Here is a 23,152-nt window from a genome sequence, read left to right as displayed (position 1 = left end):
AAAAGACCAAAGAAAAACATAGGAGATTTGATGAATCTTTCGTTTCTAGATTTAGGAATTTCACAAGAGCGTGTTGAGCAATTAGAAAAATTAGGCTTTACCGCACCAACTAACATTCAAGCGCAAGCAATTCCGCACCTATTGGGTGGTCGGGATGTTGTAGGTCAATCGCAAACAGGAACAGGAAAAACGGCAGCATTTTCCCTACCGATCATAGAGCGGCTGGATGTGACTCAAAAAGCAGTCCAAGCTGTGGTTTTGACGCCGACTCGTGAGTTAGCCATCCAAGTTCACGATGCGATCAGCACCTTCATGGGAAACCAAGGATTGCGGATTTTAGCAATCTACGGTGGTCAATCGATTGAGCGCCAAATGTTACAACTCAAGCGCGGCGTTCACATGGTTGTTGGTACGCCAGGGCGAGTCATAGACTTGCTAGAGCGGGGTAGTTTGAAGCTAGATCGAGTGAAGTGGTTTGTGTTAGATGAAGCCGATGAAATGTTGAGCATGGGCTTTATCGACGATGTAGACAAAATTCTCTCACAAGCACCCCAAGAGCGCCAAACAGCGTTGTTCTCGGCAACAATGCCACCTTCGATTCGCCAATTGGTGAACAAGTTCTTGCGCTCGCCAGTCACAGTGACTGTTGAGCAGCCAAAAGCCGCTCCTAACAAAATTAATCAAGTCGCTTATCTTGTACCGCGTCATTGGACAAAAGCGAAAGCTTTACAGCCCATCTTGGAAATGGAAGACCCAGAATCGGCTTTAATCTTTGTCCGCACTAGACGTACAGCAGCAGAACTCACCAATCAACTGCAAGCGGCAGGTCATAGTGTTGATGAATACCACGGTGATTTGTCACAACAAGCACGTGAACGGTTACTGACACGGTTCCGCAATCGTCAAGTACGCTGGGTGGTCGCAACCGATATTGCGGCACGAGGTTTGGACGTTGACCAGTTGTCTCACGTGATCAACTTCGACTTACCCGATAGCGTAGAAACCTACGTCCACCGGATTGGTCGTACAGGTCGAGCTGGTAAGGAAGGCACAGCAATTTCTTTAGTACAGCCGTTTGAGCGACGCAAGCAGCAACTGTTTGAACGCCATAACCGCCAAAGTTGGCAAGTCCTGTCGATTCCTTCACGGACACAAATTGAGGCACGGCACATAGAAAAATTGCAAGTTCAGGTGCGCGAAGCTTTGGCTGGCGAGCGTTTGGCTTCATTTTTACCGATGGTGAGCGAGCTGATTGAACAATACGATGCTCAGGCGATCGCTGCGGCAGCGTTGCAAATCGCTTACGACCAAACCCGTCCTGCTTGGCTGCAATCAGAACTTGACATTCCAGAAGAAGAGATCATGCCGCCATCTCCCAAACCCAGGCTGCGGTCAAACCGTCGCGGCGATTCTGGTGAGCGCAGTCGCTCCGCTTGGGTACCATCAGACGGCAGCACGACAGAAGGAGACAAACACAGTTCCAAGCCCAAACTGCGGACAGGACGTCGCGATAGTTCCATATCTCCAAAAAAGCTAGGTTCTACCACAGCTAGAGAAACAGCTTCATAGTGACTAGTTATGAGTCATAAGTCATGAACTCCTGACTTTTGACTACTGACTTTTCGTTCACCCAAGGGTTGATAAGCTTATCAATCTGGGCAATTTCATCATCAATCAAAATCAGCCCAAAGTGCCAGTATGATTTGTCTTGGTTGGGCTGTTTTTGCTTTGGTAAAAGGTCAGTAGATTTGTGACATAAGACGCTGATAAGCTATTAAGCAAAGTAGGTAAGCTGTTCCAATGAACTTGTTGATGCCCTGCTTGAGCGTCTCTAAGCCCTTAAGTTAAATTCATCCATGTCATCTCACACAAATCTTGACTGGAACAAACCCCATCAATCTCCACTGCAGCGAATTTTAATTGTGGAAGATGATCCGGTTATGCGGTTGGGCTTAGAGCAATTCTTTGAAGAATACCCTGAATACCAAATTGTGGGAATGGCGGCTGATGGTTACACAGGTGTCGAAGTTGCCATGAGACTCCAGCCTGACTTAGTGGTTATGGATATTGGTCTTCCTCAGTTAGATGGAATTGCAGCGACAAAGCAAATCAAGGCGAATCTACCGAATGTACGGGTAGTTATGCTGACTTCCCATAATAATGAAACAGAGATGATTGCGGCCTTAGCCAGTGGCGCTGATGCTTGCTGTATCAAGGGTACGAGTTTGGAGCAACTTTCAGTAGCCATGAGTGCTGCTCAAACAGGAGCTACTTACCTAGACCCCTTGATTGCCCGCAAAGTCATCGAACATCTCAAACCCCCAACTTCTACTAAAAATACTAGTCAACTTTCATCGCGGGAGTTAGAAGTTTTAAAACTTATAGTTGACGGTCGAAGTAACCCAGAAATTGCAGCTGAACTTTACATGAGCATGAGTACCGTCAAAACTCATATACGGAATATTATGAACAAACTAGCTGTTAATGACCGAGTTCAGGCAGCTGTGGTAGCGCTACGTAATGGGTTGGTATAGTGGCAGTGTAAACCAGAAAGTTGACCCGGTTCCTGGAACGCTTGTGACGCCAATCTTGCCACCATGAGCTGTCACAATTTGCTGACACACATACAGCCCTAAACCTAGACCTGGCATGAAACGGGCGTTTTCACTGCGTGTATACAGTTCAAACACTCTACTATACTGCTGTTTGCTCATCCCCACGCCGTTATCCTGGACACGACAGAGGATTTTCTTGCCTTTAGCGATCGCATCCAGCGTTAGAGTAGTCTCGTGGGGATTGTGTTTAAGAGCATTAGAAATCAGGTTACTGAACACCCGCCCTAGCTGAATAGCATCGACGTTGACAAGAGGCAAATCCACCTGCACTAAATTATTGACAATGACGCGATTTTGAGTTGTGTAGGGTTCCAAATCATTGAGGACTGATGTCACTACAGTACTGAGTTGCACTGGCTCACAGTGTAGTACTACCCCACGCACTTCCAAGGAGTAAGCTTCTTGCAATAAGTTTAGTAGATTGATTTGACGTGAGTTGCCCTCTAGCAAACGCTCCAGCACACTCGCACTAACACTTACTTGCGAATCTGACTTTTTCAATAAGTTATTTAGTCACACGATCCTGTGTAGGAAATAAGCATAAAACTACTATCGATTCCATATGGCGATCGCAACTACTGCAATACGATACTGGTGTCAAACTTAACAAGTGCTGTCCTTTGTGTCCCCAAAGCGCCCCAGAGTAAGTTGTTACCGAAAAGACGGCGAGAAAGCCCGCCCCTTCAAGGGGTGGGATGATTTCTCGTTCCCCGTCTTGGTCCGGCGTCATTGGTCATCAGTCCGACGTATAATTAATGACGAAAAATTGTGAAAAACGTACTAATGACTAAGGACTAATGACTAATGACTTCGATTTCCCCCCGGCTTCTCATGAAACTAAACGCAGTGAAATGTTCTTGCCCGGGGGATGAGTTAAGCTTTTAATTTGCATACAGTCAACAGGCAGGATGCTTGTCAAGTTTGCACAGAACAACAGCTTGACCGAGAAACAGCCAACAAGCCAAAGTGGCGAAGATAAGTACACCATCAACTTTGAAGCAACCACTGGTCCAGATAGCCGCTGGAACCAGAGTTTTGAGAAAATGGTCTTTCCTAACCGCACAGAAGAAGACAAAAAGCTGCTTACCTACACCAGCGAACCACTAAAAAACGATGTGGAAATCACTGGTGATCCAGTCGTGACCCTTTACGTGACTTCTACTGCTAACGATGGTGCGTTCTTCGTCTACCTAGAAGATGTAGATGAAAACGGCAATGTTACTTATATCACAGAAGGACAGTTACGACCCATCCACCGCAAAATATCCAACGAATCTCCTCCGTATGCCATCTTTGGTCCCTACCATTCTTTCAAACGTAAAGACAGCTTGCCCTTTGAACCAGGACAGTTAACTGAACTCTCGTTTCATCTTCTGCCAACCTCGGTGCTATTTAAACAAGGACACCAAATTCGAGTGGCGATCGCCGGACACGACAAAGACTTATTCGCCCGCTATCCAGCAGAAGGGACACCAGAAATTAGCGTACAACGAAATGCTGTAAATGCTTCCTACATTGACTTACCACTGATGAAAGGTAAGCGAGGCTAGCAAGAGTGAGGCAGGCGAGGCGTGTTGCCTGCCACTGTTTTTGCTATTAAACATTAAGATTCAAATAGTCCTGCACTTCCACCAAAGACTATGACCATAACCACCCCTAAACGTTTTACTATAGCCGAATATGACCGTTTAGCAGAACTCGGATTTTTCAGTGAGGATGACCGAGTCGAGCTAATCAACGGAGAAATTATCCCAATGGTATCGAAAGGTAAACCACATTCTGTTTGCAGCACCCGTTTATTTCGCGAGTTATTCAAGCTTGTTGGAGAACGGGGGACACTGCGAGGACAAGAACCAATTATTATCCGTGAGTACAGCGAACCTGAACCAGATTTTGTCATTGTACAAAATCGAGAAGACGATTATCTCTCAGCGCATCCGATTCCGAGTGATGTATTACTTCTAATTGAAATTTCTGATTCCTCTTTAAAATATGACCAAGAGGTGAAATTACCAATTTATGCTGAAGCGGGTATTTCTGATTATTGGATATTTAATTTAGTAAATAACTGCCTGGAATGCTACAGTGAACCCTATCAAAATTTGCAAGGTAATTTTGGTTATCGCAGCAAGTTTATTTTTCTGCCTAACGAATCAGTTAATCTACCGTTTTTTCCTGATTTGTCCTTAAATTTGTCAAAGGTTTTTCCAAAAAATACCTGAGTAATACGCTCAACTCTGCATTGCAAGCATTCTCTTGACTGCCAACTTCAATCCACTCATTTTTTTATTTAAATATGGTTTGCTGATCTTGCCATCTCTAAAGAGAGAGATATAGTTCATAATTGATGGCTTTTCCAGTTTAGTAAACTCCATTGGTTTGAACTTAAATAAAGTTTTTTGACTATACCAAGAAAGTAGCATTCCACTTTTTAGAAACAAAAAAGGTGTCTTATTGGCAAACTTGAAGTTAGATTGTAAATGTGTGGGAAAGTTATCTGAAACAGCATCGAATGCTTCTGTTATTAGTGCTATTCCTCCTATTTTCAACATCAATGAAATATCTCTGATAGCTGATATTGGGTCAGTAAGATGTTCCAGGACTTCAAAGGAAAGTACAACATCGTATTGAGAAGAAAGACAGGAATTAAAGTCAGATATAAGATTTACACTGTTTCCTAATAAATCATAATGAGCGAAGCGCTTTGTTGCAAAATCATAAGTTTTACTGCCAGGTATGTCAAAATAGTTGACCTTAAAGCCATTCCTTACAAGCTCTAAAGAATCATTGCCAGTGCCGTCACCTAACATTAGTATTTCTAATTCATCTAAAGCACGATCGCTCTTTTGCGCGTATAAGCGAATCCTTTCAACCGCCTGTTGAATCCAAAGCTGTCTTTCACCAGATGCCCAAAAAACTAGAGTTTCAATTATTAACCCATATCCTTCTTTGTATAGGTGTTCCATTTTGTCATCATATTGATGCGGAGTTATCCCAAAATGCTCAGCATCATGTTTCACACTCCCATACCCCAGAGCCTGCTTCCACACTCTGTGTTCTACTTCCTGTCTGGGTAACTCAGTAAAATTAACTAGCTCATTGACAATGTCCTGATAACTAACAGGAATTTGAATTTCCATTGTATTTTACCTCCTTATTGTGATATTTGATTTGTATTAATATCGTTTAATACGCTTTTGATAGTCTTCAAAAAAAGCACATGAGTTACTTTTTATACAATACTTGCAAAAGCCTCATCTGTATTCATAGACACTAGGAGCAGTGTTACAAAGCTTGTCATCAGGGGCAAAGTAACGAGAGAAACTGCCAAATGTTCTTTCCGATTAATTTTGAGCTAATTGCCAGAAACTATTGTTAGCATAAAATCTTTGTCACGTATATTACCCTCGCTTCAAAATCAAATCCTCCATCGCCAGTTGTAAGTCTTTCGTCAAATCAGCTACCGCTTGCCTTGCACCTTGACGACTCGCTTTATAAGCTGAGTAGCGTTCAGAAACCGATAGCGGCTCACCTATCGTTATTTTTACCTGTTGCTTGCCAAGTGTTGGACGCTTGAAGGGGTTACCGCCCCTAATTCGAGTCACCATATCCCATATCAGTAACGTTGTCTCAGCAAAACGTTCTGCTGTGGGTTTTTCGCGTACGTATTTGCCTGTGACAGCAACGAAACTTTCTACCAGCCTCATGTGCCACATCCGCAAATTCGCTTCTTCGGCAATGCGATCGCCTAAAGCACGTTCTAAAGGAGACAGTGCTTTCACATCTTTAAACTCTTCTCGAAAAATATAATTCCAGCCAGCTTGTTCTACCCGACGACAGCGGTCATTAAAATTTCCTTTGGGTTGTAAGTCAAAATACTGTTCTGCTACATGTAACACGACATTTAACAAAGCTTGCAAACGAGCTGCTAACAGTTCATTGGCATCTTTTATGTCTCCTTGTACTGGCAGTTTTTGATGATAAAATCGCGTGTAGAAATTTTCCATCAAAGACAGTAAATGTTCGCTCAAATGAAACAACCGTGGGTAGAGGGTGTCCGGTGGTAGAGACGCGCTATCTTGTTGTAGAGACGCGCCATCTTGTTGTAGAGACGCGCCACCTCTCGTCTCTACAGGTAAACCACTCTTCGCTTCCAATTCACTCAAAAGGTTGGCAATAGCATCCCAAGGAGCGGCGACATAATTGTATTTAATCCCAACTGGTACAATGAAAACCTGCTCATGTCGATTGTCCTTGTGCAAATCTTCAGCACACCAAAAACCGAGTTGAGCAATGCCGGGTTCCAATGGGTTGACAATTTCTGAAAGACCATTAGTCACTCCTTCGGGTGCAGCTACCATCGGGAACTGACCATTGGCAAACAAATCACGCGCTGAACGCAACCCTGTCCAATCTGCTTTACCTCGCACGATAGGCGTTGCACCCAAGCGCGGAGCAACCCAGCCAATGTAAGAACCAGCCCATAGAGGAATTCCACGGTCGTAGATAAAATGGGCATGAATCGGAGGCTGTAGCGCTATACCCTTGTGCCGTGCAAATGCAGGCAAAATGTGGGAAAGCAAGTAAACCAAACAAAGCGGGTCTTCTGCCTTGGGATGGCGAAAAGCTATTAAAAAACGGATTTTCCTATCCTGAAACTGGTGATATAGATCCAGCAAAACTTCTGGGTTGTCTGCTTCAATATGACTAATTGCCGTTCTCCAGTGTATTAAGCTGGGTAGGAAGAATTGGCAGACTCGTAGAAAGGTAGGGTCTAGCGCTGGAGGGATAAATTCTAGGGGTGGCTGTGCTTGATAAAGGACATCAGGCAAAGTGGTTTTCTCCTGAAGTTGCAAGCTTCATTTTAGACTGTAACTGAAATAGAGATTATCGAATTTGGAAAGGGGACAAACGATGCGACTGTCACAAATGTTATTCGTTACACTCAGGGATGATCCAGCAGATGCTGAAATTCCCAGTCATAAACTCTTACTCCGCGCAGGCTACATCCGTCGCATCGGTAGCGGTGTCTATGCCTATCTTCCTTTGATGTGGCGGGTACTGCAAAAAGTTTCCCAAATTGTCCGCGAAGAAATGAACAAGGCAGGTGGACAAGAATGTTTGTTACCCCAACTCCAACCTGCTGATTTATGGAAAGAGTCTGGACGCTGGGATACTTATACCAAAGCCGAGGGTATTATGTTCGCCCTCAAAGACCGCCGCGACCAAGAACAAGCGCTAGGACCGACTCACGAGGAAGTCATCACGGCGATCGCTCGTGATATGATTCGCTCGTACCGGCAGCTACCACAGCTTCTCTACCAAATTCAAACCAAGTTCCGCGATGAAATTCGTCCCCGGTTTGGTTTGATGCGCGGACGAGAATTCATCATGAAGGATGCTTACTCGTTCAACGTAGATGAAGAAAGTTTGGAAAAAACTTATCAGGATATGCATACCGCTTACAGTAATATTTTACGGCGGTCTGGTTTGGCTTTTCGTGCCGTGCAAGCTGACTCTGGGGCGATAGGTGGTTCTGCTTCTCAAGAATTTATGGTGCTGGCGGAAGCAGGCGAAGATGAAGTCCTTTACACTGAAGATGGGCAGTACGGAGCTAACGTGGAAAAGGCGGTGTCTTTACCACCTGACGCGGAAACTTCAGCATTTACCAGTTATGAAAAACGCGAGACACCAGGGACGGAGACAATTGAGAAACTCTGTAAATTCTTGAAATGTTCCCCTACCCAAATTGTGAAAAACGTTCTTTACCAAACAAATTTTGATAATGGGACAACAGTGTTGGTGCTGGTGAGCATTCGAGGCGACCAGGAAGTTAATGATGTTAAATTACAAAATGAATTGACAAAGTTAGCTCCCAAGTACGGTGCGAAAACGGTGATCAAACTTGCAGTACCAGATGCAGAAGCTCAAGGAAAATGGGCGAATCAACCTTTGCCCTTGGGGTATATTGCTCCTGATGTTGCAGATGATTATATTAAGTCTGTCAAAGATATTGCACCTAGCTTTTTACGTTTGGTTGATAAAACAGCAGTTGATTTAAAAAACTTTGTTACGGGTGCAAACGAAGCTGGTTACCACGTCGTTGGAGCAAATTGGGGTGAGCAATTTAAATTACCAGAATTAACCGTAGATGTGCGTAAGGCAAGACCAGGCGATCGCGCCATCCATAACCCAGAACAAACCCTAAAAAGCGCACGTGGAATTGAGGTAGGTCACATTTTCCAATTAGGCACTAAGTATTCCATCGCAATGGGTGCAACTTATACCAACGAACAGGGTGAAGAAAAACCTCTACTTATGGGTTGTTATGGTGTGGGTGTGTCAAGATTGGCTCAAGCTGCTGTAGAGCAATCTTACGACAAAGATGGAATTATTTGGCCGGTGGCGATCGCACCTTATCACGCGATTGTGACAATTCCTAACATCAACGACGCCCAACAAGTAGAAATCGCGGAAAAACTTTATGCCGAACTTAATCAAGCAGGAATTGAAACCTTGCTCGATGACCGGAATGAACGGGCGGGAGTAAAATTCAAAGATGCGGATTTGATTGGCATTCCTTACAGAATTGTCACTGGGCGAGCAATTGCCAATGGCAAAGTCGAAGTTGTTGAAAGAAAAAGCCGCAACTCACAAGAAATTGCGATCGCTGACGTTGTATCTACATTAAAGCAGTGGATTCAATCAGTGAACAGTACCAGCCGAACTGATAACTGATAACTGATAACTGACAACTGGTAACTGAATACCCTAATTACAAACGAAAACGTGGAATTCTTCACACTCCTTGTATCTGGCTTGTTAGGGTTAGTGACTCCGGTAGGACTGGTGGTTGATCAGGCTGCTGTTGCTGCTATCCGTTCTCAATTGGCTCAAGTTGAACAATTGCAAGTGCGAGTTGACAACGCCCCTACTCATCAATTGCTGCAAGGTAAGGTGGAAAGGGTGCGTATTGCGGGGCGTTCTTTGCAACTCAAGTGGCAAGAAATTCGCATTGCAGCTTTAGAATTGGAAACCGATGCCATTGAATTAGAACCACGTAGTCTTGGAAGCAGACCGAAATTCAAACGACCTTTACAAGCGGGTGTACGTTTGGTGTTAACTCAGCAGGATATCAACAAACTCATACAATCACCCCAATTCATAGCCTTGTTGCAAAAGCTAAAAATTAACGATGGTTTTTCAAATACAGGGTCTAACTCTGTTTATAATTTTGTGAATCCAAATGTAAAGTTTTTAGCAAATAACCGCTTGAGTTTGCAAGTAGAATTACAGGAAAAAGGTCTGGATAAGCCGTTGTTAATTAGGGTGGAATCAGGATTGAATATCGTTGGTGGGAAGAATATCCAGTTAGTTGACCCAATTGTGGCAGCGAGTGGTGAAGAAGTTCCACCTCAATTTGTAAATGCAATTGTCAACAATATCAACAAACGATTGGATTTAGAAAATCTAGAAGGTGACGGTCTACAAGTGCGAATTCTAAAATTGAATATGAGACCAGAAGAATTAGAGATTGCCGCATTTTTCCGAGTAGAGCCATCCTCTAGGTTTTTGGAAACCCCCGGCTCATAAGTATCGTCGTTAACCAGACTTATCTTCATACAAATGCTATTTCAGCCCTTAGGAAGGTTTTCATTATGAAAGAACAGCAAGGATCTAACCGTATTTCTCCAGGTGTCATCGCAGCTGTTTCAGCAGCGGTTATTGCAGTGACTGCTGGTGTTGCTTTTTTTGGCTCAAAATCTGATAAGAATAACCCCCCTCCTGTACCAATCCCTGTTCCAAATCTAGTTCAACCTCAGCCATCAGAAAATCCGGTACCTAATGAACAAAATGCTCAAATCTTTTGGCTGCAAGACACTGGCACTGGTTTGAAATTGGTTCCCCAAACAGTTCAAGTTAAAGCAGCTGGAAAGTCGCCCAATCAAGTATTAGAAGGGGCTTTCCAACAATTATTAGCAGGACCCACAGAAGGGACGGACTCTACCACAATTCCAAAAGGAACTAAGCTGTTGAGCGTCAAGCAGGCGTCGGATGGCATCCACGTTAATTTATCGGAAGAATTTACTAGTGGAGGTGGTAGTTCTTCAATGATGGGTCGTGTGGGGCAAGTTGTCTACACCGCCACAGCTTTAGATCAGAATGCCAAGGTGTACATTGAGGTCAACGGGGAACCATTGGAGGTTTTAGGTGGTGAAGGTCTGGAGTTGGAACAACCACTGACACGTGAAAGCTTTGATAAAAATTATTCACTTTAGCTAAGAGTCATTAGTCATTAGTCCTTAGTCATTAGTCCTTAGCCATAAGCGATGACATCAGGACAAAGGACTTTTGACCGAAAATAATGGGATACAAGCCCCGTCCTTCTAGGACGGCTTTTTGTCTTAGAGTGAACGAATAAACTCTCTCACTCCGTGTGTCTTCGTCCTACCCGACTTGGCGCAATAGTCTTCAAGAATTTTTAGTTTAGACTCAGGTAATCGGATATTTAGCGCTGATTGCGATGGCATTGTATTGATATTTGTAATACAATACTACTATGAAAGCACGTTATCGCTACAGAATCTATCCTGACGACCAACAACGCCAAGCTTTAGCTAGGTTATTTGGTTGCGTCCGTGTTGTTTGGAATGATGCGCTAGCGCTGTGCAAACAGTCTGAGAAACTCCCTAAGTTAGGAGATTTGCAAAAAATCTGTATTACTCAGGCGAAGAAAACTGCATTGCGTGAGTGGTTGGGTGAAGTTTCCAACATTCCATTGCAGCAGTCTATCGCTGATTTGGGGGTTGCGTTCCAGAACTTTTTTGCATCTGGCAAGGGTAAGCGAAAGGGACATACGCAAAAATTTCTTGCATAAGTTATCAACCAAAGTGGTAAACGAAAACCAAGTTATTGCTTTGGAAGACTTGAATGTGTCCGGAATGCTGAAAAATCGCTGTCTATCACGGGCAATAAGCACTGCGCTGGATGGCGAGAATTCAGGACAATGTGTCAAGCCAAATCAGACAAATTCGGGCGCGAGTTTGTTGTCATTAGTCGATGGGAACCAACCAGTCAAACTTGTTCTGATTGTGGCTACCAATGGGGCAAGCTTGATTTGTCTGTTAGAGAGATTGTCTGCGTGAACTGCGGCAATCACCACGACAGAGACGATAATGCTTCCAAAAATATAGAGAAAGTCGGGGTAGGGCATACCCACGACTCTAAACGGGCAGGGAGGGAGTGTAAGACCGAAGTTTCGGCAGTTCCCGCTGAGCTGTCAACCCATATTCAGTACGAGCAGTTAAAACTGTTCGACTGGTAGGAAATCACCGTCCCTTATAGGGCAGTGAGGATGTCAATAATTACTTGCTATTTAAAATGCGAAAGTTACGGGCTTGCTGTTCTAACCTGGCGGCGAGGCGATCGCAAACCCGATTACACAATTCAAAAATCATCTCATCTTCCACCCGGTAGTAGGCACAAGTTCCTTCACTGCGGCGGCTGAGGATTCCTGCTTGCCACATTACCTTCAAATGTTTTGACACATTAGCCTGAGAAGTCTGTGTTGCCTCTACCAGTTCTTGCACACATTTTTCTTCATCCCGCAGCAAATGCAACAGCCGTAGGCGCATGGGTTCACTCAAGAGGCTGAAGTATTCAGCTACTTGTTGCACAACTTCTGGCGGTACAGGCAACGCTTGTTTCATCAGGTTAGATCCGTAAGGACTCAACTAAAAAATTTACAACGAGGCATCGTTATATAGATTAATACTTAATCAGGGTTAATTCGCATCAAAGGTTGACCATATTCCACAGGTTCACCGTTTTGAACGAGAATTTCTATCACTTGTCCGGATACTTCTGATTCGATTTCATTCATCAGTTTCATAGCTTCGATAATACATACTGTTTGACCGCTTCTGACGCGATCGCCCACTTCCACAAATGGTGATTCACTAGGACCAGGAGCGCGATAAAACGTTCCTACCATTGGGGAAGGGATGTCAACGAATTTCTGTTCTATGAGTGACGGAACAGTCTGTGGCGGTACACCCACGCTATTGCTATCAAAGACGCGAGGTGGCGGGGTTTGAGTTACGGTTGGAGGCGATCCCACCGCATACGCAGGTGGTGGAACTGGCGTCAGTTCCGAACCAACCGCGCCTAACGCCGCTTGAGGTGCTGACAAAATTTGATGAGTGCTTACCGCCTTACGAACCGTTAGCTCAAAATCGTCGCTTTTGAGCGTGACTTCTGCAATGTCGGTTTGTGCAATAGTTGTCAACAGTTGGCGGATTTCATTAAAGTCCAATGGCACAGCTTTTCTGACCTCATGCAATTAGGTGTAGATAGACTTTATCCGTGAAGTGAATTTGCTCGTCAGGCAGGGATGTAAATCCCTGTTATAAATGAAAATAGGGATTTGCATCAAGAGGTAAAAATAAAGTTACTCCCTGCCAAGGTATGTGTCGTTACGGGTGTCTATACGGATGCGTTCTCCTTGAGAAATAAACAGCGGAACCATGACCATTGCTCCTGTTTCCACAGTTGCAGGCTTGGAACCACCAGTTGCAGTATCACCCTTGACACCTGGATCTGTTTGCACAATTTCCAACACGACGGAATTAGGCAGTTCTACTTCTAGAACTTGGTCGTCCCAACGAACGACGTTGACTTCCATACCTTCTTTAAGGTATTTTACGCGATCGCCAATCTGCGCTGCGCTCAATCTGCCTTCTTCGTACGTTTCCATATCCATAAAGACGTACTCATCGCCTTCTTTATAGGTATGCTGCATCGTGCTTTTTTCCAGGTTGGCTTGCGGAACTGTTTCGCCGGCGCGGAACGTTCTTTCTACCACACTGCCACTTTGGGCATTTTTCAGCTTTGTCCGTACAAAAGCAGAGCCTTTACCTGGCTTGACGTGGAGGAATTCCACCACTCGCCACACAGACCCATCTAATACTATCGAGACACCAGGTCGAAAGTCGTTACTGGAGATCATGAAACTTTCAAAATTTGGAAGACAATCGGGATTTATTTTAACCCCCAATAGCAGTAATTAGTCATTACTCATGGCTTATTAGTTATTAGTACTCATAAAGGGGATGAGGGGGATGAGGGAGATGAGGGAGGGAGTGAGGGAGGGAAGGAGGGTTCCGGAGGGGGATGAGGGAGATGAGGGAGGGATGAGGGAGATGCTGTCGGATGTTGCTTCCTTATGTGCCTTTTACTAGCTGCTACGACTGAAAAAGATGGCAGCAATGATAATTAACCCTAAAAGCGCGAAAGGTACCCATAGGTTAGGGATATCTGACAAATTCATAAAATTTAAAATAAAAATTAAAAATTCTTTTATGTATATTCTGTAAGCACCTACAAAATACTACAACGAAACATCTAAACTGACTAACTCCAGAGTGCTGACACCAAAAATCATTTCTTCTAACAGCTTGTTCGGAAACTTTCCTAAAACAGGAGTGATAGAAAATCACGTGGGTGTCATAACCAGGGGCAAATATGTAGCTCAAAAGTTTGAGATTACCTATTTTTAGGCATATTGCCCCTGGTGTTAGTTATTTTAATGAAAGCCAGCAGTCAAAACTGTAAAAAATCACAAAACCTCAAAAAGAGCTTATTGCATACTGCGGGCGATGGAAACGTTGCCTGGGGATAGAAGATTGAGGATTATTCATCCAGGATGTCCTACAGAATCATGTAGATGCGTCTTTTACACGCTTCATATAATCAGTCGTAGTAGGACGCTAATTCGTAACAGATAAATTCCAATAAATTCCAAGAACATTCATGTGTGGTAGGGTTGTCCTAAGTGCAAAATCCTATTTGCATTCTCGGTGACAACGTTTTTCCCACCTTTAGATGCCTAACATCGTCAAACAGCCGTGTGATGAGGGAGTGATTCGCTCGGCACCATGCACTGACCCTTGTTCTAGAAATGTCGGACGGTGGGTGCTAGCAGCAACAATCCTCGGTTCGAGCATGGCGATGATTGATGGGACTGTTGTCAATGTCGCACTTCCAGTCTTGCAATCAGAGCTAAATGCAACCACTACCGACGTGCAGTGGATTGTTGAGTCTTATGCACTGTTTCTTGCTGCTTTAATTTTGGTTGGTGGATCATTAGGCGATCGCTTCGGACGGCGGCTCATCTTCGCTTGCGGTGTTGCCCTTTTCGCCTTAGCTTCAGTGTGGTGCGGTTTGTCGCCAAATGTGAACCAGCTCATTATTGCTAGGGCAGTACAAGGAATTGGTGGTGCGTTATTAGTTCCCGGAAGTTTAGCTATTATCAGCGCCTCATTTAGCGAACAACAGCGCGGACAAGCGATTGGAACTTGGTCAGGTTTCACAGCCATCACCTCAGCACTTGGTCCCGTTCTTGGCGGTTGGTTAGTTGAAAATGTTTCTTGGCGCTGGATATTTTTTCTTAATGTTCCGCTAGCTGGCATTGTACTGGGTATTTTGTTTTGGCGCGTACCAGAAAGCCGTGATCAAGAGTCTGCAAGACTTGATTGGTGGGGCGCAGCTTTAGTAACTATCGGCTTAGGGGTGATTGTCTACGGACTCATCGAATCGTCTCACCTGGGATTATTTCATCCGCTGGTTCTCGGTTGCTTGGCAGTTGGCGCACTTATCTTGAGTGCGTTTATTTTTGTTGAGGCGAACAACCGCGCCCCGATGATGCCATTATCTTTATTTCAATCGCGCACGTTCAGCGGTGCAAATTTGCTCACACTGCTGCTTTATTCAGCCTTGGGCGGGGTCTTTTACTTTCTTCCGTTCAATCTCATTCAAGTGCAACGCTACTCGGCTACAGCGGCTGGTGCAGTCTTCTTGCCGTTTATTGTAATCATGTTCTTCCTTTCACGTTGGTCTGGGGGATTGGTGAGTCGCTACGGCGCAAAACTCCCCTTGACAATTGGTCCGATAATTGCTGCTCTTGGATTTGCTTTGTTTGCTGTCCCAGGAATTGGCGGTAGTTATTGGACAACATTTTTCCCTGCCATAGTCGTTTTAGGTTTGGGTATGGCAATTAGCGTTGCCCCCTTGACAACAACGGTGATGGGTGCTGTTAAGCAGCGCCAAGCTGGTATTGCTTCCGGAATTAACAATGCTGTTGCTCGCACTGCTGGATTACTGGCGATCGCCATTTTCAATATCTTTGTTTTCAATACATTCAATCGCAGCCTTAATGGACGTTTAGCAGCGTTAAATATACCGCTTGAAGTTCAAAAACTACTGGATAACCAACGTATTAAGCTGGCGGGTGCTGAAGTTCCTGCTGGTGTGAGTGGCGAAGTGAGTGAAAAGTTAAAGCAGGCGATCGCTCTTGCATTTGTAGATAGCTTTCGCTTGGTGATGTTTATTGCTGTTGGGTTGGCTTTAGCGAGTGCAGTTGTTGCCTTTGTAATGATTGGGAGAAGTAAAAGGCAGATACAGCAACAGTAAGGATGAATTGCGTTACGCTCGGCTTATTGCTTTCTTCCTCACAAATTCCTCAACTTTTTTTCTATAATTTTTTTCTATAATGAAAGTGTAAAAGGAAAATAAGCTTTGCTTTGCAAAGAAGAATTAGCGAAAGCGATCGCTTCAGAGGTGGCAAATATGATGAGAGCCACAGTATTATTAGTAACAGTTTTAGCCCTTACACCTGCTACTGTTTTGGCACAGCAAGAAAAGCAACCAACTTATGATTTAACAGTAACAAGCGGGCAAAAACTAGATTCTGAGAAATTATTACGGATACGTCTTAACCAGCAAATTCAGAAATTTAATACAAAGGTTGAGCAGGCGCTTAGAGAAACACAAGAGATCAAGCAGTTTAGCACACCATACTTAGTTGAATTCCAAAGGAGAAATCAGGATATACAACGCCGCCGAGATTTTATACGTCCCGGCGGTATTTAAGGTGTTTTTTGACATTTTATTTCAACTTTTTTCGTCTTATTCATCAAATCTCACCTCTTATATTATGTCCGATTAAATAACCTTACTAAGTTTGTAGAATTGTAGGGTGCGTTAAAGCCAGAGTACGGCACCAAGAAATCCGATGCGTTACGGCAAGTTCTGACTCTCTCAAACTTTCAAATTCTGACATAGCCGTAACACATCCTACTTGATATTTACTTTATAAACGACTTCTAAACCATCTCGTCCTATACTTAGCCTAAACCCAGAAACTTTGAAATCAGCGGCAACAGTTTACTACACGCCTCAACCAATGTTGCCGCAGTGGGTAAGCCAGCTATTGTCCCTTTTAAAATCTTCATAGCCGTTTTAGCTTCTTTTTGCTTCGCCTCTTCTTGGGGATTTTTCCCGGCTTCTGCTAAGGTTTTTACTTGTTCTAAAGCCTCAGCTTTATCTTCTTCGGGTAAATCCTTCTCAGCCTCAATTGCCTCTTGCAATTGCGTCAATAATTCCTTAATTCCCGGTTTTTCTGGTTCGGAAGATTTGGGTAACTCGTTAATAGTATTTGTCACCGTACCGCTAATTTCACCTAAATTCAAAGCTTGTCCGCTGGCATTAAAATCTCCGCCGACACTGCCAATTTCGATTTTGCGGCTGGAATCATTGCTGTTAGTCATATTTTTATTCTCTAATTTATTGTCAACTTGAACATTTATAGGTTTATTTGCTAATAAGCTAATAATCTCTTTCATCTCTCCGCTTTGTTGGCGATAGATGACTATCTGCTCATCTTTAGCTTGTAATTGTGCTTTATATTTTTCTTCTACGGCTTGCAGTGCGAGTTGATAGTGTTGTGTAAAGTCACTGTGAATCTTTTCTTTATCAGCACCATCAGACACACCAACTTTAACGACGACAACCCCATCGCCTTTGTTTTCAATACTTTGTAGAGCTAATTCTGTATCTTCATTTTGGTTTTGTACTGTTTGGAAAGCGGCAACAAAAGCTTTCCAGTCAATGCCATTGCGGAAAATTAAATCAACAGTATTTAAAACCTCTTCAAACAGCTTGGTAAATTCTCCTGGTTGAAATTCGCCACTGCTGGGACGGCGTTCTCTGTCATCGGTTCCTGGCTTGGGGTTTTCCAGAAGATAGATAAAGCGACAATCGACATTATCTAACAGAGTTGTACTTTCAATATTCCACGCTTCCACACAAGCACCAGTCATGTGGGCGCTGGTAAAATTAGTGCCAACTGCTTGAGTGAGAGTTAGGTTTGCCCACTCTAAACAAGCTCCTTGGAAGGTGGCTTCACTAATATCAGCGTCTTTGAGATTAGCTTCTTTCAGGTCTGCGCCTTTAAGGTTAGCGCCTTTAAGGTTTGCACCAGCATAAGATTTTCCTCTACCATTGCCAGTGACGAGTAATTTTAGAACAGCTAATTTAGTTAATATCGAGTCGTCTACTCTAGCAAAGTCAAGTTTTTTTGCTTCATAAAAGCGCGTGCGTGTCAGGTTTGCCTTTGTGAAATCTGTGTTTTTCAAGGTTGCGCCAGTAAAATCAGCATCGGTTAAATCGGCAGTGCGAAAGCTGGTTCCACCTGTAGCAGCAAAGGCAAAAGCAAATGAGCGATCCAAGGCGTATTTTTGCTCTCCTGTCAAACTGCACCGAGATATATAATCACTAAGTAGTACGATGGCGATGGCGACCGCGAAGGCGACGACTCCGGCGAAAGCTCCCTCGAAGGCGGAGATAATGGCGACGTTGACGGCAACGGCGAAGGCGAAGGCGACGACTCCGGCGAAAGGTCCGACGAAGGCAAAGATAAGTAAGGCGGCTCCGACGGAGATAATGGCGACGACGGAGGCAAAGCTGAAGCCTCCGGCGAAGGCGACGGCGACAATCGCGGCGGCGAAGACGACGGAGGCAACGACTCCTAAACCTGGTGTTATACGTTTGCAAATAATGACAATAAAAAAGACTGTCACTGCAACTAGGCAGACTATGGCAATGATGAAGTTATCGAGGTTCTTGCTGTGAAAAAGATATGATACTAATGCACCAATGAAGATTGACAAAAACCCTGATATTATCGTCAATAGCCACGAGACTATAAGCAACTTAATTACCCAAGACTTCTGTAATCCAGCCTTAGCATCTCTAAAGTCAGCATCTTTGAGGATAGCGTTGGTAAAATCTGCCCCTCTAATGTCTGCCTTGCTAAAGTTTGCCCCAGTCAGGTTTTGAGCTTTAAAAGAGCGACCTCGGAGATTTTGACCGGAGTAGTCTGGCGGCATAACTGGGGTCAGAAAGAGGTTTTTACAAAGATTTTATACAAGTTTACTGTAGGATATTCCCGATTTTGTAGAAATTCCATCAAAGTGAGATGTTGCACCATTCTGAATGAGCATTCTCGCCCGCCTTCAGCAATACAGATCGTTTGTAGGGGCACAGCATGCTGTGCCCCTACCTTGTGGTGTTCTCGACACTTCAATATTTAAACTGAAAACTCGGAACTTCACCCCCGGAACTCGGAACTTCACCCTCAGAACTCGGAACTTCACCCTCAGAACTCGGAACTTCACCCTCAGAACTCGGAACTTCACCCTCAGAACTCGAAACTTCGACCTCAGAACTCGGAACTTCGACCTCAGAACTCGGAACTTCGACCTCAGAACTCGGAACTTCACCCTCAGAACTTGGAATGTGTCGAGGTGAGTGCAAAGTTACAAGATGCAATGGCGATCGCACTCCTTCCAACTGATCAGGGCAAGCTTCATTTGTCAACCAGTCCCCAGATTAATTTATAAGTTTCGTGACTCAGTTGTAGAGTGGGCAAGACATACCACTAATTGCCCATAATTAAGAGTACCCCACCCCTTACCCCTCCTCCGCAGTCGCCTCAACGGCGGGAACCCCCGCACGGCGCTGCTCTCCGCAAGCGAGGAGGGGAAAACATCTCCCCCTCTCTGCTTGCGGAGAGGGGGTTGGGGGGTGAGGTTCCTTTGTGTATCGCAACGAAGAGAGAAGAACGGTTCTGTATATCAGTTTTAATAAGCGAAGGACTGATAAACTTCTACTTCTGGTTTCTCCTCAACTGAATCGACAATTGGATTAAAACGCAACAAGTGACGAGCGCGAGGGGAAAGTGTATCCAAGGCTTGCCTTGGTATATTAATAGACACTTCAGGACGATACAGCCAGCGGCGACTATAGCCAATCACCACCATCGGACGTGGTGTTGATGTGTGGTTAGGCGTACCCCGATGCAAACCCCGCACATCGCGGATCATCACGTCACCGAGTTGCATTGTCACTGGTTCTAACTTGATCTCACCCGACTCCATGCGGCGCAGTCCTTCCTCCTTGGACATCATGTGTGTACCGCGTGTAATATCCATTGGACCGTTTTCTAGCGTGATATCGACAAGCGGAAAGTTGACTGCTAGTTGATATGGTGGCGTTTCCTGACCAGTTTCGGGGAACAGTGGCAAAGTATCTCGATGCACGTCTTGATAATCAGAACCAAGCAATGGCGTATCAGTTGCCAACTGGCACATCACCATGTCTTTGCCTACCAGTAGCTCAACAATTGCCAAAATATCCTCATCTTCGTAAATATTTGCATCGGCAAAGGGAGTTGTAAACGGAAGCGTGACATAATAGCGGGCTGAACCTCGATTCTGAAGCTTGCCTTCGCGCTCAATGTGCTCCTTAAGTAACGGTGCGAAAGCTTCGCGCCAAGCTTCGAGTATTGCCGGGGAGAAGTGATTGGGCAACACGCAGTAACCATCGTTTAGTACTGCTTGGGCGAATGATTCAATTTGTTGTTGGGTATACTGTTTTATAGTCATATACTAATTTTAAAATTAACGATCCCCGATAATAATCAATCAGGTGTTAAAACTTGTTACACAGTTTCGGCAAGTATCCTGACTGGCTCTCTACAAATTAATACACTAAAGCTGAGCGCAGGTATTTTAATTTTACTTTCGGGGATAATTCCTTTTATAAAGCAGTGCTGAGAGGGAGAACCTAGCATGACACCACAAGAAATAGTGATCTGGCTACAAGAACGCACGGCTTTAGGAATTCTCTCACCTGAACCCTTGAACGCGGTAGCTCAAGTTATTGAAGAACAGGTTTTGAGTGCCAACCAAGCTCTAGCTACTGAAGGGACTCCTCCAGAAGCGTTGTATATTCTCCAACAAGGTCAGTTGGAAAGCGATAGCAGCAATCAAACCAACCCAGCCTTAGCTGTTGGGTTGCTTCCCGGAGCAGTTATTCACCTGCAAGAACTTCTTTTAGATGAATTGGCTCAGCGTACAATTACAACAGTCACAGAATGCCACTTGTGGGTTGTGCCTGCCGCTAAATTTCGGGAACTCGTCAGCCAGTATCCTGAAATTGCTCAGGCTTTTTCCCGCCAGATGGCGCAAGAATTAGCTCAACTCACATCTGCTCTCACCTACGAACAGGAACGTTCCACAGCGTTGCGACCTTATTTAGTAACCAAGGCGCAACGTGGAATTGTGGGGACAAGTCGCTATGCTGTGCGTTTGAGACAAGAAATTCGAGAAGCAGCAGATGACCGTAAGTCAGTGTTGATTTTCGGCGAACCAGGTTTAGGAAAAGACATCATAGCAGCCTTAATCCACTTTGGTTCCAAACAGCGGCGAGAACCGATTATAAAAATTAACTGTGGTATTCTCCAAACAAGTGGTGCTGATTTGTTTGGACGTGCTGGAGGCAAACCAGGACTGCTGGAATGGCTTGGGGAAGGTAGTTTAGTTCTGAACAACATCCAAGAAACACCCCCGGAGTTATTGCCGGCGTTAGCAACCTTGTTCAAAACGGGCAAATATACTCCCGTTAGCCGTTCGGGAGAACCAACCCCCGAACCCCGCGTCAGCAATGCTCGCATTTTGATAGTTGCAGAAAAAACACAACCCACAATTGAACGCTGTGTTGGTCGTGTTATCAAAGTGCCACCACTGCGAGTGCGAAAAGCTGATATCAACGCACAGGTTGAATATTACATCAGTCTTTACACACGCTCCAGAGGTATTGCCCGACCGAAAGTCAGCCCAGAAGCATTGCGCCGCTTGCAGTCCTACGATTTCCCCGGCAACTTAAAAGAGTTGCAAAATCTAGTGGAACGGGCGATAGTCCAAGCAGGGGAGGCAAAAGAACTCACAGAAGAAATTTTCTGGTCAGCTGATACTAAGAAAAAGCAATTTCGGGTGAATCTGTTGAATGCTTATCCTGGTTTGCGGAAGTTTTTACGTAGTCCTTGGTGGCCTGATCGCATCAACTACGGTTTTACTTTAGCAGCGTTTGCCTTCATTGTCGGAGTGCTATTTGTTGGTCCACAAACGCGCGATCGCAATTTCGCTTTAAATCTATTTTGGGCTTGGTGGTGGCCTTTCTCCCTGCTGGCATTTCCCTTTTTAGGTCGGGTTTGGTGTTCTATATGTCCTTTCATGATTTATGGGGAAGTCACGCAAAAGCTATCTCAAAAGTTCTTTCCTCGACAGCTGAAACGCTGGCCCAGACATGAAGCTGAAAAATGGGGCGGATGGTTTCTCTTTGGGCTGTTTACCCTCATTTTCTTATGGGAAGAACTTTGGAATTTAGAAAATACCGCCTACCTTTCTGGTTGTTTGCTGCTTTTAATTACTGCTGGGGCGATGATATTTTCTGCCATTTTTGAGCGGCGGTTTTGGTGCCGTTATCTCTGTCCCATTGGTGGAATGAATGGGTTATTTGCCAAACTCTCCATGACCGAACTCCGGGCGCAACAAGGTATTTGTTCTGCCACTTGTACCACGTATCAATGCTACAAAGGTGGACCGCAAAAGGGCGAGGGGATGGAAACTAATGGGTGTCCGTTGTACTCTCACCCAGCACAGTTGGAAGATAATCGAGACTGTGTGCTGTGCATGACTTGTCTCAAAGCTTGTCCCCATCGTTCTGTTGAGTTCAATTTACGTCCGCCTGGGGTTGAACTGTGGACAACTCATGTTCCCCATACCTACGAAGTCGCACTGTTGTTTTTACTGTTGGGGGGAGTATTTCTCCATCGCTTACCAGAGTTGCAATCTTTGGTAGGGCTACATCTGGATTTAACCCAGTTTTTACCTCACTTAGGATTATCTTTACTGGCTCTGATTATCCCAGTCGCTATTCCTTTTTTGGCATATGGCGTGATGCAAGTATTATATCTAAGTAACAAAGGTTTAAAATCTACTCAACAAAATCCTAAGCCACGACGATTTGTAGAGCTTGCCTATGGCTACTTACCACTTGTACTAGGAGGAAACTTAGCTCATTATTTGCGTTTGGGTTTGGGGGAAGGAGGGCGTATTCTCCCGGTAACTTTTGCAACCTTCGGTTTCAATGGTGAACAATTACCTATATTGCTCGCTCATCCAGCGGTGATTGCCTTTTTGCAAGGAGTCACCCTGATTTTTTCAGTGCTGTTGACGGTAGTATTAACACAAAAAATTGCTCGTCAGCCTATGCGATCGCTTTTTTGGCAACACTTGGCAACTATAGGGCTAGCAGCTAGTCTATGGGCAATTATTGTATCTAGCTAATTTGTTCGT

General features: G+C 44.5%; 23 protein-coding genes. 12 read left to right on the top strand and 11 right to left on the bottom strand.

Features of this window, described 5'->3' with window-relative positions; genetic code table 11:
* Positions 1 to 30: 30 nt before the first annotated feature.
* Entirely contained in the window at positions 31 to 1,569 is a 1,539-nt protein-coding gene (locus tag ACM0OZ_RS03185) for a DEAD/DEAH box helicase (RefSeq protein ID WP_414581375.1), read from the top strand.
* Positions 1,570 to 1,856: 287 nt separating this feature from the next.
* Positions 1,857 to 2,534, top strand: coding sequence for a response regulator (locus tag ACM0OZ_RS03180; protein ID WP_414581374.1), 678 nt, complete (start codon positions 1,857 to 1,859; stop codon positions 2,532 to 2,534).
* Here ACM0OZ_RS03180 and ACM0OZ_RS03175 read toward each other — a convergent pair.
* On the bottom strand, positions 2,514 to 3,116 hold the full coding sequence (locus ACM0OZ_RS03175; RefSeq protein ID WP_414581373.1) for a sensor histidine kinase: 603 nt from the start codon (positions 3,114 to 3,116) through the stop codon (positions 2,514 to 2,516). The genes ACM0OZ_RS03180 and ACM0OZ_RS03175 overlap by 21 nt on opposite strands.
* 4 nt (positions 3,117 to 3,120) lie before the next feature.
* Positions 3,121 to 3,345: a hypothetical protein gene (locus tag ACM0OZ_RS03170; protein ID WP_414581372.1), complete on the bottom strand. Its 225-nt coding sequence runs from the start codon at positions 3,343 to 3,345 to the stop codon at positions 3,121 to 3,123.
* Positions 3,346 to 3,523: 178 nt separating this feature from the next.
* On the opposite strand from ACM0OZ_RS03170, the gene ACM0OZ_RS03165 reads away from it, so the two are divergent.
* The gene (locus ACM0OZ_RS03165; protein ID WP_414581371.1) at positions 3,524 to 4,165 is read left to right on the top strand and encodes a CocE/NonD family hydrolase; all 642 of its coding nucleotides are present in this window, start codon (positions 3,524 to 3,526) and stop codon (positions 4,163 to 4,165) included.
* A 90-nt stretch (positions 4,166 to 4,255) separates the two neighbouring features.
* The gene (locus tag ACM0OZ_RS03160) at positions 4,256 to 4,837 is read left to right on the top strand and encodes a Uma2 family endonuclease (protein WP_414581370.1); all 582 of its coding nucleotides are present in this window, start codon (positions 4,256 to 4,258) and stop codon (positions 4,835 to 4,837) included.
* 9 nt (positions 4,838 to 4,846) lie between these two features.
* Here ACM0OZ_RS03160 and ACM0OZ_RS03155 read toward each other — a convergent pair whose 3' ends face one another.
* Positions 4,847 to 5,755, bottom strand: coding sequence for a class I SAM-dependent methyltransferase (locus ACM0OZ_RS03155; protein ID WP_414581369.1), 909 nt, complete (start codon positions 5,753 to 5,755; stop codon positions 4,847 to 4,849).
* Between the two features lie 261 nt (positions 5,756 to 6,016).
* Positions 6,017 to 7,447 carry a 1-acyl-sn-glycerol-3-phosphate acyltransferase gene (locus ACM0OZ_RS03150; RefSeq protein ID WP_414581368.1) on the bottom strand — a complete coding sequence of 477 codons (1,431 nt, stop codon included), beginning with the start codon at positions 7,445 to 7,447 and terminating at the stop codon, positions 6,017 to 6,019.
* Between the two features lie 82 nt (positions 7,448 to 7,529).
* On the opposite strand from ACM0OZ_RS03150, the gene ACM0OZ_RS03145 reads away from it, so the two are divergent.
* The 5 genes from ACM0OZ_RS03145 (at position 7,530) to ACM0OZ_RS03125 (ending at position 11,940) form a co-directional block, all read left to right on the top strand.
* On the top strand, positions 7,530 to 9,353 hold the full coding sequence (locus ACM0OZ_RS03145; RefSeq protein ID WP_414581367.1) for a proline--tRNA ligase: 1,824 nt from the start codon (positions 7,530 to 7,532) through the stop codon (positions 9,351 to 9,353).
* Between the two features lie 51 nt (positions 9,354 to 9,404).
* Complete coding sequence (locus ACM0OZ_RS03140; RefSeq protein ID WP_414581366.1) at positions 9,405 to 10,208, top strand: DUF2993 domain-containing protein; 804 nt, start codon at positions 9,405 to 9,407, stop codon at positions 10,206 to 10,208.
* Between the two features lie 65 nt (positions 10,209 to 10,273).
* Positions 10,274 to 10,894: a GerMN domain-containing protein gene (locus ACM0OZ_RS03135; RefSeq protein WP_414581365.1), complete on the top strand. Its 621-nt coding sequence runs from the start codon at positions 10,274 to 10,276 to the stop codon at positions 10,892 to 10,894.
* Positions 10,895 to 11,175: 281 nt separating this feature from the next.
* Positions 11,176 to 11,493 (top strand): helix-turn-helix domain-containing protein, encoded by a 318-nt coding sequence (locus ACM0OZ_RS03130; RefSeq protein ID WP_414581364.1) that lies wholly within the window; start codon positions 11,176 to 11,178, stop codon positions 11,491 to 11,493.
* Between the two features lie 3 nt (positions 11,494 to 11,496).
* A complete protein-coding gene (locus tag ACM0OZ_RS03125; RefSeq protein WP_414581459.1) occupies positions 11,497 to 11,940 on the top strand; it encodes a zinc ribbon domain-containing protein in 444 nt (147 codons plus the stop codon).
* A 40-nt stretch (positions 11,941 to 11,980) separates the two neighbouring features.
* Here the strand turns inward: ACM0OZ_RS03125 and ACM0OZ_RS03120 are convergent, their stop codons facing one another.
* From ACM0OZ_RS03120 to ACM0OZ_RS03105, 4 genes are all read right to left on the bottom strand, one after another.
* Positions 11,981 to 12,325, bottom strand: coding sequence for an ArsR/SmtB family transcription factor (locus ACM0OZ_RS03120; protein ID WP_041035432.1), 345 nt, complete (start codon positions 12,323 to 12,325; stop codon positions 11,981 to 11,983).
* Positions 12,326 to 12,390: 65 nt separating this feature from the next.
* On the bottom strand, positions 12,391 to 12,936 hold the full coding sequence (gene accB / locus ACM0OZ_RS03115; protein ID WP_096570442.1) for an acetyl-CoA carboxylase biotin carboxyl carrier protein: 546 nt from the start codon (positions 12,934 to 12,936) through the stop codon (positions 12,391 to 12,393).
* Between the two features lie 129 nt (positions 12,937 to 13,065).
* The gene (efp, locus tag ACM0OZ_RS03110; RefSeq protein WP_069349036.1) at positions 13,066 to 13,623 is read right to left on the bottom strand and encodes an elongation factor P; all 558 of its coding nucleotides are present in this window, start codon (positions 13,621 to 13,623) and stop codon (positions 13,066 to 13,068) included.
* A gap of 92 nt (positions 13,624 to 13,715) precedes the next feature.
* Positions 13,716 to 13,883, bottom strand: a complete 168-nt coding sequence (locus ACM0OZ_RS03105) for a hypothetical protein (protein WP_414581363.1) — start codon at positions 13,881 to 13,883, stop codon at positions 13,716 to 13,718.
* Between the two features lie 615 nt (positions 13,884 to 14,498).
* Between ACM0OZ_RS03105 and ACM0OZ_RS03100 the strand changes: the two genes are divergently transcribed.
* Both ACM0OZ_RS03100 and ACM0OZ_RS03095 read left to right on the top strand, forming a co-directional pair.
* Positions 14,499 to 16,085: an MFS transporter gene (locus ACM0OZ_RS03100; protein ID WP_414581362.1), complete on the top strand. Its 1,587-nt coding sequence runs from the start codon at positions 14,499 to 14,501 to the stop codon at positions 16,083 to 16,085.
* A 105-nt stretch (positions 16,086 to 16,190) separates the two neighbouring features.
* Positions 16,191 to 16,544: a hypothetical protein gene (locus ACM0OZ_RS03095; RefSeq protein ID WP_414581361.1), complete on the top strand. Its 354-nt coding sequence runs from the start codon at positions 16,191 to 16,193 to the stop codon at positions 16,542 to 16,544.
* A gap of 254 nt (positions 16,545 to 16,798) precedes the next feature.
* On the opposite strand, the gene ACM0OZ_RS03090 is transcribed toward ACM0OZ_RS03095, so the two are convergent.
* The 3 genes from ACM0OZ_RS03090 to ACM0OZ_RS03080 all read right to left on the bottom strand — a co-directional run bounded on the left by ACM0OZ_RS03090 (position 16,799) and on the right by ACM0OZ_RS03080 (position 20,398).
* Complete coding sequence (locus tag ACM0OZ_RS03090; protein WP_414581360.1) at positions 16,799 to 18,841, bottom strand: pentapeptide repeat-containing protein; 2,043 nt, start codon at positions 18,839 to 18,841, stop codon at positions 16,799 to 16,801.
* 193 nt (positions 18,842 to 19,034) lie between these two features.
* On the bottom strand, positions 19,035 to 19,331 hold the full coding sequence (locus ACM0OZ_RS03085; protein ID WP_414581359.1) for a hypothetical protein: 297 nt from the start codon (positions 19,329 to 19,331) through the stop codon (positions 19,035 to 19,037).
* Positions 19,332 to 19,594: 263 nt separating this feature from the next.
* Positions 19,595 to 20,398, bottom strand: coding sequence for a phytanoyl-CoA dioxygenase family protein (locus tag ACM0OZ_RS03080; protein WP_414581358.1), 804 nt, complete (start codon positions 20,396 to 20,398; stop codon positions 19,595 to 19,597).
* A 186-nt stretch (positions 20,399 to 20,584) separates the two neighbouring features.
* On the opposite strand from ACM0OZ_RS03080, the gene ACM0OZ_RS03075 reads away from it, so the two are divergent.
* Positions 20,585 to 23,143 carry a sigma 54-interacting transcriptional regulator gene (locus ACM0OZ_RS03075; protein WP_414581357.1) on the top strand — a complete coding sequence of 853 codons (2,559 nt, stop codon included), beginning with the start codon at positions 20,585 to 20,587 and terminating at the stop codon, positions 23,141 to 23,143.
* Positions 23,144 to 23,152 lie beyond the last annotated feature (9 nt).

The sequence above is a fragment of the Scytonema sp. PCC 10023 genome, from assembly GCF_963920835.1.
Taxonomy (GTDB): Bacteria; Cyanobacteriota; Cyanobacteriia; order Cyanobacteriales; family Nostocaceae; genus Kalymmatonema.
The sequence above is the reverse complement of the archived record's forward strand: the minus strand, read 5'-3'. Positions and strand labels throughout refer to the sequence as shown.

Bases quoted from the DNA above. Each gene is read 5' to 3' on its own strand.
- ACM0OZ_RS03170 (WP_414581372.1), bottom strand. From the start codon at position 3,345: ATGACGCCGGACCAAGACGGGGAACGAGAAATCATCCCACCCCTTGAA.
- ACM0OZ_RS03075 (WP_414581357.1), top strand. From the start codon at position 20,585: ATGACACCACAAGAAATAGTGATCTGGCTACAAGAACGCACGGCTTTA.
- ACM0OZ_RS03130 (WP_414581364.1), top strand. From the start codon at position 11,176: ATGAAAGCACGTTATCGCTACAGAATCTATCCTGACGACCAACAACGC.
- ACM0OZ_RS03120 (WP_041035432.1), bottom strand. From the start codon at position 12,325: ATGAAACAAGCGTTGCCTGTACCGCCAGAAGTTGTGCAACAAGTAGCT.
- ACM0OZ_RS03090 (WP_414581360.1), bottom strand. From the start codon at position 18,841: ATGCCGCCAGACTACTCCGGTCAAAATCTCCGAGGTCGCTCTTTTAAA.
- ACM0OZ_RS03135 (WP_414581365.1), top strand. From the start codon at position 10,274: ATGAAAGAACAGCAAGGATCTAACCGTATTTCTCCAGGTGTCATCGCA.
- ACM0OZ_RS03100 (WP_414581362.1), top strand. From the start codon at position 14,499: ATGCCTAACATCGTCAAACAGCCGTGTGATGAGGGAGTGATTCGCTCG.
- ACM0OZ_RS03080 (WP_414581358.1), bottom strand. From the start codon at position 20,398: ATGACTATAAAACAGTATACCCAACAACAAATTGAATCATTCGCCCAA.
- efp (WP_069349036.1), bottom strand. From the start codon at position 13,623: ATGATCTCCAGTAACGACTTTCGACCTGGTGTCTCGATAGTATTAGAT.
- ACM0OZ_RS03160 (WP_414581370.1), top strand. From the start codon at position 4,256: ATGACCATAACCACCCCTAAACGTTTTACTATAGCCGAATATGACCGT.
- ACM0OZ_RS03185 (WP_414581375.1), top strand. From the start codon at position 31: ATGAATCTTTCGTTTCTAGATTTAGGAATTTCACAAGAGCGTGTTGAG.
- ACM0OZ_RS03155 (WP_414581369.1), bottom strand. From the start codon at position 5,755: ATGGAAATTCAAATTCCTGTTAGTTATCAGGACATTGTCAATGAGCTA.
- ACM0OZ_RS03165 (WP_414581371.1), top strand. From the start codon at position 3,524: ATGCTTGTCAAGTTTGCACAGAACAACAGCTTGACCGAGAAACAGCCA.
- ACM0OZ_RS03145 (WP_414581367.1), top strand. From the start codon at position 7,530: ATGCGACTGTCACAAATGTTATTCGTTACACTCAGGGATGATCCAGCA.
- ACM0OZ_RS03180 (WP_414581374.1), top strand. From the start codon at position 1,857: ATGTCATCTCACACAAATCTTGACTGGAACAAACCCCATCAATCTCCA.